This window comes from Janthinobacterium sp. GMG1 (genome assembly GCF_034427795.1).
In the GTDB taxonomy this organism is placed as follows: domain Bacteria; phylum Pseudomonadota; class Gammaproteobacteria; order Burkholderiales; family Burkholderiaceae_D; genus Janthinobacterium.
Genome location: NZ_JAXQNT010000005.1, coordinates 260,690 through 273,837 on the forward strand (window position 1 = coordinate 260,690; position 13,148 = coordinate 273,837).

Here is a 13,148-nt window from a genome sequence, read left to right on the forward strand (position 1 = left end):
GCGGTGAAATCATTCTAAATCTAAATGATTATGATTCCTATTTATATTTCATTGTTTTACTGATAAACTTTGAAAAAGTCAGTTTAGTTTGAGTTTAAGTTTAATATTGTTTTAAAGATAACGCAATAGCGGTTTCTTACAGACACTCACAATCCCCGATCGCGACGATTGCAGGCGGATTCCAGGCGCACTCTACAAGAGACATTCCATCCAGGGACTTGCGGACTTGACCGCTCGCCAGGACCTTACGCAATCTCAGATGAAGGAGTTGGCATGCACTCGGCAACAAGTACGGTATTCGATGGTCCGCTGGAGGTATCACCGTTATTCCCGGGAGGCAGCCTTCCCTTGCTGGTCACGCCGGGGCAAGGCGGGCAGTGGCCGGCTGCCATGCCGGCCATGCTGGCCGCCGCGCAAGCCCACCTCGACGAGGCGGGCGGCCTGCTGTTTCGCGGTTTCGGGCTGCACGGCGAGCAGCCGTTCCAGCAATTTGCGCGCGCGTTCGGGCATGAGTTGCTGACCTATGAATTCGGCTCCACGCCCCGTTCCGCGCTGGGCAAGGGCGTGTACACCTCGACCGAGTATCCGGCGCACCAGGTGATTCCCCTGCACTGCGAACAGTCCTATACGCGCCAGTGGCCGATGAAGATCTGGTTCCATTGCATCGTGGCCAGCGCGCAGGACGGCGAGACGCCGATTGCCGACAGCCGGCAGATATTTGCGCGCCTCGACCCGGCCCTGCGCCGGCATTTCGAGCAAAAACGCCTGATGTACGTGCGCAATTACGGCAATGGCCTGGACTTGCCATGGCAGGATGCGTTCAACACGCATGACCGGGCGGAGGCGGAGCGCTATTGCCGGGCCCAGGACATCGCCTTCGAGTGGAAGGACGATGGCGAACTGCGCACGCGGCAAGTGTGCCAGGCGGTGGCACGGCATCCGCGCACGGGGCAGGATGTGTGGTTCAACCAGGCGCACTTGTTCCATGTGTCGAACCTGGCGCCGGCAGTGCGCGAATCGCTGCTGATGCTGGTCGACAGCGACCTCGATCTGCCGCGCAATGTGTATTACGGCGACGGCTCGCCAATCGAGGAGTCGGCGCTGCAGGAGATTCGCGGCGTCCTCGATGCGTGCACGGTGATGTTCCCGTGGGTCGAGGGCGATGTGCTGATGCTCGATAATATGCTGGCCGCGCACGGCCGTTCGACCTTCAAGGGCGCCCGCAAGATCGTGGTGGCGATGGCGGAGGCGGCGCATGAATGACCTTGCCGCCGGCTGGCCAGCCGGATTTCCCGTCGCCGGACAGGCGCTGAGCCACGGCCAGCGCGCCCTGTGGACGTTCTACAAGATGGCGCCGGGCAGCCCTGCCTACAATATGGCGTTCGGCGCCGAACTGGCCGGTCCCGTCGACGCGGCGCTGCTGCGCCAGGCCTTCCTGCATGCGCAGCAAAGCTATGAAGTGCTCGGCTGCGTGTACGCGGAAAGCGAGGACGGGCCGCGCATGCTGCGCCGCGCGGCACCAGGCGAGGACTTTGCCGTCGACACCACGCAGGGCTTGGGCGAGGCGGGTGCGCGGGCCTACCTGGCCCGCCAGGCCGACCTGCCATTCGTGCTCGAAGACGATGCGCCCGTGCGCGCGCGCCTGCTGGTCGACCACGACGGCGGTGAACAGCGGTTTTATCTGATGGCGTCCATGCATCATATCGCCGCCGATTTCTCCAGCAGCTTCGTGTTCCTGGAAACGCTGTTCGAGGCCTATGAAACTTTGCGCGCTGGCCAGGCGCTGGTGCTGCGTCCCGATGCGCTGTACCGTGAGTGGCTCGACGAACACAGCGCCATGCTGGCGGGACCGCGGGGACGGCGGCTGGAGCAGTTCTGGCGCGAGCGCCTGGCCGGCGAACCGGGGCCGTTGCAGCTGGCTACCGATTTCCCCCGCGCCGCATCGCCGGCCTTCGAAGGCGCCGAAGTCGAATTCGCGATCGGCGCGGAAGAAGCGCAGCAGCTGCGCCTGCTGGCCGCGGACCAGGGCGTGTCGCTGTATGGCTTGCTGATGGCGGCCTACCTGGCCTTCATGCACCGCTACACGGGAGAGCCCGAATTTCTCATCGGCACGCCGGTGGCGGGCCACAGCGGCGCGCGTTACCGGAATTTGCTGGGTTTTACGCTCAATGCGATACCGCTGCGCGCCGATTGCCGCGCCGATCCGGCCTTCGCCGATTTCCTCGCCGCGTGCTGGCTGCAATTGCGCAGCGCCCTGAAGCACCAGCAATATCCGCTGGCGCTGATGACCGAGCATTGCGCGCCGCTGCAGGATGGCGCGCGCACGCCGCTGTTCCGCCACATGATGACTCTGGTGCCGCTGGGCGCGCGGCCCGCGCTGGGACGCCACGTGGCGCGCGAACTGTTCGCCACCCAGCGCGGCGCGGCCAATGACATGAACCTGCGCTGGCAGGATTCGGGCGCCGGCCTGCTGGGGCAGTGGCGCTATGACACGGGCCTGTTCCACGCCGCCAGCATCGAGCGCATGGTCGAGCACTTCCGCGCGCTGCTGCGCGATATCGTGGCGCACCCGCAAGCGCGCCTGAGCCAGTTGCGGCTGGCACCGCGTTATTTGTCGCAGGCGCAGGGCCAGCCTTTGCCAGCCGATGCCGCGCCCACGGCGCTGCAGATGTTCCTGCGGCAGGTGGCGCTGCATCCGCAGCATATGGCGCTCGACGCGCCAGGCGGGCGCCTCAGCTACGCGCAGCTGGACCAGGCCGCGCTGCGCCTGGCCATGCGCCTGCAGGCGGCCGGTGTCGCTGCCGGCGACAGGGTCGCCTTGCTGCTGGCGCGCGATACGCCGCTGATCGTCGCCATGCTGGCCGCCTGGCGCGCGGGCGCCGCCTACCTGTGCCTGGATAGCGGCTTGCCGGCGCTGCGCCTGCGCCAGATGCTCGACGATGCCGGCATCGCGCTGACGGTCGGCAGCGGCGCGGCGCCCGCGCTGCTCGAAGGGCGCCGCTGGCTCGATGTTGATGCCGCCGGTGCCGGTGCCGATGCCGACATTGGCGCGGCATGGCGCGCGCCCTTGTGCCATGCCGAACTGCCGGCCTACATCATCTATACCTCCGGGTCGACGGGCGCGCCCAAGGGCGTGTCGCTCAGCCAGGGCAACCTGGCCGCCTACGTGGCAGGCGTGATGCCGCGCCTGGCCTTGCCGCCGCAGGCCAGCATGAGCGCCCTGTCTTCGCTGACGGCCGACCTGGGCTACACGGCGTGGTTTGGCGCGCTGCTCAGCGGGCGCACCTTGCGCCTGATCGGCGACGCGCAAAGCGCCGATCCGGAAGTGCTGGCGGACCTGCTGGAAGCGCAGCCGCTCGATTGCCTGAAGATCGTGCCGTCGCACCTGAAGGCGCTGCTGTCAGCCAGCCGCCCGGAACGGCTGCTGCCGCTGCATTGCCTGGTGCTGGGCGGCGAGGGACTGGACCCGGCGCTGGTGCGCCGCGTGGGCGAATTGCGTCCCGGCTGCCGCGTGGTCAACCATTACGGCCCCACCGAAACGACGGTCGGTTGTCTGGCGCAGGAGGCGGCCACGGCGCCAACGGGCTTGTCCGCGTACGTGCCGGTAGGCGCGCCACTGGCCGGGCGCACCGCCTATGTGCTCGACGCGCGCGGCGAGCTGCTGCCGCTGGGCGCCATCGGCGAACTGTATCTGGGCGGCGCCGGCGTGGCGCACGGCTACCTGGGGCGCGCCGGCCTGAGCGCCGAACGCTTCATTCCCGATGCCCTCGGCTTCGTGCCAGGCGCGCGCCTGTACCGCAGCGGCGACAGGGTGCGCATGCTGGACGGCGGCGTGCTGGAGTTCTTCGGCCGCAGCGATGACCAGGTCAAGATCCGCGGCTTCCGCGTCGAACTCGGCGAAGTCGAGGCCTGGCTCAAGGCCCGCGTGGAACTGGCCGATGCGGCCGTGGTGGCGCGTCCGCTGCCGGGCGGCGACGGCTTGCGCCTGCTGGCCAGCGTGGTGGCGCGCGATGGCGCCGCCGCGCAGGCGGGCCTGATCGACACGCTGCGCGCGGCGATGGCGCAAGCGTTGCCGGAAGCGCTGGTGCCGGCCCTGTGGCAGGTGCTGGCGCGCCTGCCATTGCTGGCGAACGGCAAGGTCGACCGCAAAGGCTTGCCGGAACCTGCTTTGGCCGCACCGGCAGCTGCAGCGGCCGCGCCGCGCAGCGCCCACGAGAACGTGCTGGCCGAAGTGTGGGCCGAAGTCCTGGGCGGCACGGCGGACGGCGTGTCGCTGCACGACAATTTCTTTGCCAGCGGCGGCGACTCCATCCTCGGCCTGCAAATGATCGCCAGGGCGCGCAAGCGGGGCTTGAAGCTGACGCCGAAAAACCTGTTCGACCATCCCAGCATCGCGCAGCTGGTCACCTGTATCGCCGCACCGGCGCCGGCGCCGTCCGCGCCTGCCGTGCAGCTGGAACATGCCGCGCCGTTTGCACTGGCGGGCCTCGATGCGGCGCAACTGGCGGCCCTGCAGGCGGCGCGTCCGGGCTTGCAGGATGCCTATCCGCTGTCGCTGCTGCAAACGGGCTTGCTGTTCCACAGCCGCCTCGATGCGGAGGAGGGCGGCAGCGGCGTGTATTGCAACCAGCTGGTGCTGGAAGTGAATGGCCCGTTCGCGCCGGACGCCATGCGCGCGGCGTGGCAGCAAGCCATCGACGCGCATGCCATCCTGCGCACGGGTTTTGCGTGGCAGGGGCTGGAACAGCCGCTGCAATGCGTGCAGACCGCCACCACCCTCGACCTGCTGCAGCTGGACTGGCAGGCGCTCGACGCAGCAGGGCAGGACGAGGCGCTGCAGGCATTCTGCAGCGCCGACCGCAAGCGCGGCCACGTGCTGGAGCAGGCGCCGCTGATGCGCGTGGCGCTGGTTCGCCTGGCAGCGCAGCGCTGGCTGCTGGTCTGGAGCCGCCATCATTTGATCGTCGATGGCTGGTGCTCGGTGATGCTGCTCGAAGAGGTGCTGGAACGCTACCGCGCCAGCCAGGCTGGCGGCATCCCCGTGCTGCCGCGGCGGCCCGCCTACCGCGACTATATCGAGTGGTTGGGACGGCGCGGCGGCGAGGCGGCGGGCCGCGCGTTCTGGCGCGCCCGCATGGCCGGCGTGGAAGGCGCCACGCCCTTGCCGCCGCTGCTGCCGGCGTCCAGGTCCAATGGCGTGCACCAGACCCTGGCGCTGCACTTTGGCGCGGAAAAAGCCGAGCGGCTGCGGCAGCTGGCGCGCAGCAGCCAGGTGACCCTGAATACCGTGATGCAGGCCGCGTGGGCCATGCTGCTGGCGCGCTACAGTGGTCAGCAGGACGTGATTTTCGGCGTGACCTCGGCCGGCCGCCCGGCGGATTTGCCCGGTGCGCAGGACATGCTGGGCGTCTTCATCAACACCCTGCCGCTGCGCCTGCAGCCACGCGGCGCGCTGGCGCTCGGTGAATTCCTGCGCGCCGTGCAGCAGGAAAATGTCGAGATCCGCGAGTACGAACAAAGTCCGCTGGTCGATATCCAGAAGCAGGCGGGCCATGGCGGCGCGCTGTTCGATACCCTGATGGTCTTCCAGAATCTGCCGATGGCGCAGGGCCGGCGCTGGAGCTGTGCCACGCCGCAAGGCCCGCTGCAGCTGCACCAGCGCGACAACCACGAGCAAAGCAGCTATGGGCTGACCATCGAGGTGATGCCGGACCAGCACATCGACGTGCTGTTCAGCGCTGATGCGGGACGCCTGCCCGGAGCGCAGCTCAAGGCGCTGATGCGGCACTACCAGCAACTGGTGGAAGCGCTGGCGCAGGCGACGGGCAGCGAGGTGCTGGCCGCGCTGCCCATGCTGTCCGCTGCGCAGGCGCACGACCTGTTGGAGCAGGGCCGCAACGAAGGAGGGCCTTGGCGCGACGAAGCCGTGCACGCGCAGTTCGAGCTGCAGGCCGTGCTGCACCCGGATGCGCTGGCGCTGCTGTACCAGGACGAGGCGCTCACTTACCGCGCGCTGAATCTGCGCGCCAACCGCCTGGCGCACGCGCTGCTGGCGCGGGGCGCGGGGCCGGAAGTGCGCGTCGGCATCGCCGTCGAGCGCTCGGTCGACATGCTGGCCGGCTTGCTGGCCATCCTCAAGACGGGCGCCGCCTACGTGCCGCTCGATCCCGGCTATCCGGCCGAACGCCTGGCCTACATGATCGCCGACAGCGGCATGGCGCTGCTGCTGACGCAGGCATCGGTGCTGCCACGCCTGGCGCTGCCGGCGGGACTGCCGGTGCAACTGGTGGAGCAGCCGTCCGCGCTGGAGCACGATCCCGGCCACGCGCCGCTGCCGCAGCAGCTGGCCTATGTGATCTACACGTCCGGTTCGACGGGCAAACCGAAGGGCGTGGGCATCGCGCATCAGGCGTTAAGCCGGCATGCGCAAGTGTCCGTCGGCTTCTTTGGCTTGACGGCGCAGGACCGCGTGCTGCAGTTTTCGACCCTGAACTTCGACGGCTTCGTCGAACAGGCCTGGCCGACCCTGTGCGTGGGCGCGGCGCTGGTCTTGCGCGGCCCGGAGCTGTGGGACAGCGAGACGTTTTACCAGGCGCTGCACCGCTACCGCATCAGCTTGGCCGATTTGACGACGGCCTACTGGTCGCTGCTGGCGCAGGATTTTGCCCAGCAAGGCCCGCGCGACTATGGCGCGCTGCGCCAGGTGCATGCGGGCGGCGAGGCGATGCCGCCGGAAGCGCTGCAGGCCTGGCGCCAGGCGGGCATGCGGCACATCCGCCTGCTCAATACCTATGGGCCGACGGAAGCGGCGGTGACGGCGGCCACGCTCGACTGCGCGCCCTACCTCGATGGCGCGGCGCCGGCGCAGATGCCGATCGGCCTGCCGCTGGCGGGACGCGCGCTGCAGGTGCTGGATGCGGACCTGGCATTGACGCCGCCCGGCGCGGCCGGTGAACTGTGCATCGGCGGCGCCTTGCTGGCGCGTGGCTATCTTGGCCGTCCTGCGCTGACGGCCGAACGTTTCGTGCCGGACCCGCATGGCGCGCCCGGTGCGCGCCTGTACCGCACGGGAGACCTGGTGCGCTGGCGCGCGGGGCAGCTCGATTACCTGGGACGCATCGACCAGCAGATCAAGATCCGCGGCTTCCGCGTGGAGCTGGGCGAGATCGAGGCGCAGCTGCTGGCGCAGCCTGGCGTGCGCGAAGCGGTGGTGGTGGCGCAGGACAGCGCCGCCGGCGCGCGCCTGGTGGCGTATGTGAGTCCGGCGCAGGTGTCGGTGAAGGCTTTGCGCGTGGCTCTGGCGGCGGCGCTGCCCGACTACATGCTGCCGGCGGCCATCGTGGCCCTGGCGCGATTGCCACTGAACCCGGCAGGCAAGGTGGCGCGCAGCGCGCTGCCGGTGCCGGTGCTGGAAAGCGCGGCGTACGCGCCGCCGCAGGGCGAGCTGGAACAGGCGCTGGCGGCCATCTGGAGCAGCTTGCTGGGCGTGTCGCGCGTGGGGCGCGAGGATAATTTCTTTGCGCTGGGCGGGCATTCGCTGCTGGCCACACGGCTGGTGTCGCGCCTGCGCGGCGCGCTGCAATGCGAGCTGCCGCTGCGCACCGTGTTTGCCACGCCCACGCTGGCGGCGCTGGCGGCCGCCATCGGCGTGCACCGCGAGGAGGGGCTGCATGCCGAGGCACTGCCTGCGCTGCTGCCCTTGCCGCGCAGCGGCGCGCCGATGGCGCTATCGCTGGCGCAGCAGCGTTTGTGGCTGGTCGAACGCCTGGCCGCGACGGCGTCCGCCACCTATAACATGGGCGCCACGGTGCGCCTGACTGGGCCGCTGCAGGTGCCGGCCTTGCAGGCGGCGCTGAACTGGCTGGTGGCGCGCCATGAAAACCTGCGCAGCCGCTATCCGGAGCAGGACGGCGATCCGCAGGTGGAGATCGCCGCGCAGCTGCAGCTGGACTTGCCCGTCACCGACCTGCGTCACTTGCCGCTGGCCACCCGCGAGGCGGCGGCCGCCGAAGCCGTCCGCGCCGACGCGCGCCTGCCTTTCGACCTGGTGCACGGACCCGTGCTGCGCGCCAGCTTGCTGCGCATGGAGGATGAGCAGTACCTGCTGCTGTTCGCCATGCATCATATGGTGGCCGACGGCTGGTCGGTCGGCATCCTGGCCGACGAGCTGGCCCATGGCTATGCCGCGCACTGCCTGGGCGAGGCGCCACGGCTACCCGCACTGCCGCTGCAGTATGCCGATTACGCGGCCTGGCAGCGCGCCGTGCTCGATGGACCTGCGGGCTGCAGGCAGGCGGCGTTCTGGCGCGAGGCGCTGGCCGGCGCGCCCGTGCTGCTGCCCTTGCCGCTGGACTTCCCGCGCGCGCCGGTAGCGAGTCACGCCGGCGCCGAGCTGCGCTTCGTCCTGCCCGCCGCGCTGGTGGCCAGGGTAGAGGCGCTGGCCAGACAGCAGCAGGCGACGCCCTTCATGGTCTTGCTGGCCAGCTTCCAGTGGCTGCTGCACCGCCTGACCCTGGCCGACGATATCGTCATCGGCACGGACGTGGCCGGACGGCGCCACAGCGACCTGGAAGGCTTGATCGGCTTCTTTGTCAATGTGCTGCCGCTGCGTTCGCGCATCGCGGCCGGCGACGATTTCAACGCGCTGCTGGCGCAAGCCAGGCGCACCACGCTCGATGCGTTCGAACACCAAGAACTGCCGTTCGACCGCATCGTCGAGGCGGCAGGCACGCCGCGCGACCGGCGCTGGAATCCGCTGGTGCAGCTGCTGTTCGTGCTGCAGAACACGCCGGCCGGCCAGCTGGCGATGCCCGGCATCGACGCGGTCATCGTGCCACCGCTTGAACGCTCCTCGAAGTTCGACATGGCGCTTTTCCTGGAACCGCGCGCCGATGGCGCGCTGGCCGCCGAATGGGTGTATGCCAGCGCGCTGTTCCGGCCCGACAGCGTGGCGCGCCTGGCCGACGCCTGGCTGGACTTGCTCGACCGGGCGCTTGCCGCGCCTGCCACCCCTTTGATCCATTTCAGCGTACCCGCACACAAGGACATCATGGATAGCACACCCGTAACGCCATTCGCGGCCGGCAAGCTCGACGGCCTGAAGAAGAAAATGCCGCTGGCCGGCGCCAGGCCCGCGCCGCGCGCCGCCATCCGCCAGGGGCCGCTGCAGGCCGGCCGCGATTTTCCGCAGCTGATCGAGCCGGCCAGCGACGACCTCGATCCCGTCGCCTGGGCGCGCGGCCAGCGCGAGTTCATCGACGCCACCTTGCGCCGGCACGGCGGCATCGTCTTCCGTGGGTTCGGCTTGCGCACGGCGCAGGAATTCGAGTCCTTCGCCGAAGCCATCGACGCGCAGCTGTATGGCGAATACGCGGACTTGCCGAAAAAGGAGGGCGGCAAGAAGACCTACCGTTCGACGCCGTATCCGGAACAGCAGATGATATTGTTCCACAACGAGAGCGCCCACCTTGACCGCTGGCCGCGCAAGCAGTGGTTCTTCTGCGAGCTGCCGTCGCCCGTGGGCGGCGCCACGCCCATCGTCGATTGCCGCGAAATGCTGCGCCGCCTGCCGGCCGAGGTGGCCGAGACGTTCGAGCGCAAGCAGCTGATGTACGTGCGCACGTTTACCGACAAGTTCGACGTGTCGTGGCGCGATTTCTACCGCACCGACGACCGCGCCGAAGTCGAGGCGCGCTGCGCTGCCGCCGGCATCGAATGCCGCTGGCTGGAAAACGACACGCTGCAGACGCGCACCATCTGCCCGGCCGTGATCCGCCACCCGATGACGGGCGAGCGCAGTTTCTTCAACCAGGTGCAGCTGCACCATATCTATTTCCTCGAACCCGAGGTGCGCGAGGACTTGCTGGCGATGGTGGGCATCGAGCGCATGCCGCGCCACGTGTATTACGGCGACGGCACGCCGATCGGCGATGACGTCATGCGCCTGGTCGGCGAATTGTACGAGGCGTGCGCCGTGCGCTTCGCGTGGCAGCAGGGCGACGTCGTCATGCTCGACAATATGCTGGCGGCGCACGCGCGCGATCCGTTCCAGGGGCCGCGCAAGATCGTCGTGGCGATGAGCGAATTGCTGGGACGCGCGCAACTGGCGCAAGGCGGTGCGGCATGAGCGCGCCGGACGCCATCGCGCTGAGCGCCGAACAGCGCGCCGTGCCGCCCGATGCAGCCATGCTGCAGCTGACGGTGGATATCGCCGGCCAGCCCGATATGGCGCGCCTGCGCGTGGCGGCAGATACGCTGGCGGCGCGCCACACGCAGTTGCGCGCCCAGTTTGGCGCCGTCGACGGCTACCGCGGCCTGCGCCAGTGGATCGCGCCGCCGGAGGCGGTGGACCAGGCGCTGCAGATCCACGCGACGCCGCAAGGCTGCCAGCTGGTACTGCGCCTGTCGGCCCTGGCGGCGGACCGGCGCAGCATGGAAATCCTGTACCGCGACCTGCTGCGCCTGTATGACGGCGCGGCGCTGGACGAACCGTTGCAGTACGCCGAATTCGTGGAATGGCGGCGCGACATCGAGCAGGGCGACGATGGCCAGGCCGGGCGCGCCTACTGGGCCAATGTGGGCCGGCAGGCGCCGGTGCGCCTGGCCTATCGCGATGGCGCCGCGGCAGGAGCGCAGCGTGCGGTGCAAGCGCGCGAGCTGCCCGCGCCGGTGGCGGCCAGCCTGGGCCGGCTGGCCGATGCTTTTGGCGTGCCGCCGGTGGCGCTGCTGCAGGCTGCGTGGTGGGCGCTGCTGGCCCGCATCCAGGGGCATGGCAGTTTCAGCGCCGGCTGGCAGCACGACTGCCGCCGTGACTATGCGGTGATGGATGGCGCCGTCGGCGTCTTTGAAAAGATACTGCCGCTCGATATCGGACTGTCGCTCGACGAGCCGTTCGGCGACTGGCTCTCGCGCTGCGCCGCCATGCTGGAGCAGCACGTGCAGGCGCAGGAATTCGCGCCCGTGGCGGCGCCCTATGGCGATGCGCATTTCAGCGCGGGCTTTGCCGTGGGCGAGTTACCGGCCGGCGCGCAGGTGGGGGACGCCACATTTGCCTGCGGCCCGTTGCCGGCCAGCGCGGACGTCTTTGAGCTGGCGCTGCTGGTCGAACTGGACCCGGCCGGCGCGGCGCGGCGTCTGAGCGTGCGTCATGCGCCGTGCTATGGCGCGGCGGCTGCCAGCCGGCTGCTGGAGCAGCTGGCCACCTTGCTGGCGGCGCTGGAGGAGGGCGCCGCAGAGGCCATTTCCGCCTTGCCGCTGGTGGGTGCTGAGGAACGGGCGGCGCTGCTGGCCCTGAACGGCCCGGCCGTGCGCTATGGCGCGCGCACCTTGCCCGAGCGCGTAGGCGATTGGGCGCGCCAGACGCCGGGCGCACCGGCGCTGCAGGCGCGCGGCATGCAGCTCGACTATGCGCAGCTGGACGAACGCGTCAACCGGCTGGCACACTGGCTGCGCGCGCAGGGCGTGGGCAGCGACAGCATCGTGGCGCTGGCCCTGCCGCGCAGCGGCGACCTGGTGGTGGCGCTGCTGGCCGTGCTGCGCGCCGGCGGCGCCTACCTGCCGCTGGAACCGGAGTGGCCTGCCGCGCGCACCGCGGCGATCCTCGCTGACGCCAGGCCGCTGCTGCTGCTGACACCCAATGAGGAAGGTCGGCGCGGCGGCGTGCGCTGCGTATCCCTGGCCGCCATCGCGCCGCAGTTGCAAGCGTGGCCAGCGACGGCGCCGGAACAGCCGCCCGACGCGGCGCAGGCGGCGTACGTGCTGTACACCTCCGGCTCGACGGGCACGCCGAAAGGGGTGGTGGTGGAACACCGCCACCTGCTCAATTATGCGCTGGCGGCCAGCGAGCAGCTGGGCCTGGACGGCGCGCGGCGCTTTGCGCTCAGTTCCGCGCTGGCGGCGGACCTGGGCAATACGGCGCTGTTCGGCGCGCTGCTGCATGGCGCCTGCCTGGTGGTGGCCGATGCGCAGGACATGGAGTCGCCGGCCGCGTTTGCGCGCTTCATCCGCGATGGCCGCATCGATTGCCTGAAGATCGTGCCATCGCACCTGGACGCGCTGCTCGACGAGCACGATGCGGCGCTGCCGGCCACCATTGTGCTGGGCGGCGAGGCCGCGCCGCGCCGGCTGCTGCAGCGCATCCATGCGCTGGCGCCGGCCAGTCGGGTCTTCAACCATTACGGTCCCACCGAGACTACCATCGGCGTCATGACGCACGCGCCGGACCTCGCCGCGCCGCTGCCGGCCGTGCTGCCGCTGACGCGCGTGCTGAGCAACTGCCGCGTGCTGGTGCTCGACAGCCATGGCGCGCTGGCCGCCACCGGCTCGCTGGGGGAGCTGCATGTGGGCGGCGCGCAGCTGTGCCGCAGCTACCTGAACCGGCCCGGCGCGCTGTTCGTGGACGATCCGCTGCTGGCGGGCGAAAAACTCTACCGCACCGGCGACCTGGCGCGTTATTTACCCGATGGCGGGCTGGAACTGGCGGGACGCGCCGACCATCAGCTCAAGCTGCGCGGTTTCCGCGTCGAGCCGGGCGAAGTCGAAGCGGCGCTGCTGTCCCTGCCCGGCGTGCGCCAGGCCGTGGTCGCGCCGCGTGGCGAGGATCACCAGCGCCACCTGGTGGCCTGGGTGGTGGCGCACGAGGGCCAGCAAGGGCAGGAAGAGGCCTGGCATGCGGCCCTGCGCGCCTGCCTGCCCGAGGTGATGCTGCCGGCCGCCATCGTGCTGCTGCCGCAGCTCCCGCGCCTGGGCAATGGCAAGGTCGACCTGCGCGCGCTGCCCGATCCACGTCCCCGCCAGGCGGCACAGGGGACGCGCACCGAACCCGCGACGGCCCTGGAATGGCTGCTGGCGCACCTGATGGGCGAGGTGCTGGAGCAGGAAACGCCGGGCGCGGATGATGACTTCTTTGCGCTGGGCGGACATTCGCTGCTGGTGATCAAGCTGGTGGGACGCATCCGCAAGGCGCTGCAGCTGGAATTCGCCCCTGGCCTGGTGTTTGACCACGCCACGCCGGCGGCGCTGGCGCGCGCCTTGTCGGCGCTCGCGAACGAGGCCGGCCGCCTGGAGCAGGTGGCGGGGCTGCGGCGCCAGCTGGCCGGCATGACGCCGGAAGCGTGCGCGGCGCTGCGCCAGGGGGCGCCGGCCTAGTG

At 69.8% G+C, this 13,148-nt stretch carries 3 protein-coding genes; all 3 read left to right on the forward strand.

Features of this window, described 5'->3' with window-relative positions; genetic code table 11:
• The first annotated feature begins 273 nt into the window (after nt 1-273).
• The 3 genes from SJI03_RS16000 to SJI03_RS16010 are packed head-to-tail and all read left to right on the forward strand — an operon-like array spanning nt 274 to nt 13,146.
• Nucleotides 274-1,263, forward strand: a complete 990-nt coding sequence (locus SJI03_RS16000; protein ID WP_099378820.1) for a TauD/TfdA family dioxygenase — start codon at nt 274-276, stop codon at nt 1,261-1,263.
• On the forward strand, nt 1,256-10,126 hold the full coding sequence (locus tag SJI03_RS16005) for a non-ribosomal peptide synthetase (protein ID WP_322427847.1): 8,871 nt from the start codon (nt 1,256-1,258) through the stop codon (nt 10,124-10,126). The genes SJI03_RS16000 and SJI03_RS16005 overlap by 8 nt, the downstream gene beginning before the upstream one ends.
• Nucleotides 10,123-13,146, forward strand: coding sequence for an amino acid adenylation domain-containing protein (locus SJI03_RS16010; RefSeq protein ID WP_322427848.1), 3,024 nt, complete (start codon nt 10,123-10,125; stop codon nt 13,144-13,146). The genes SJI03_RS16005 and SJI03_RS16010 overlap by 4 nt, the downstream gene beginning before the upstream one ends.
• The last annotated feature ends 2 nt before the right edge of the window (nt 13,147-13,148 follow it).

Coding starts and splice junctions, on each gene's coding strand:
- SJI03_RS16000 (WP_099378820.1), top strand. CDS start 274: ATGCACTCGGCAACAAGTACGGTATTCGATGGTCCGCTGGAGGTATCA.
- SJI03_RS16005 (WP_322427847.1), top strand. CDS start 1,256: ATGAATGACCTTGCCGCCGGCTGGCCAGCCGGATTTCCCGTCGCCGGA.
- SJI03_RS16010 (WP_322427848.1), top strand. CDS start 10,123: ATGAGCGCGCCGGACGCCATCGCGCTGAGCGCCGAACAGCGCGCCGTG.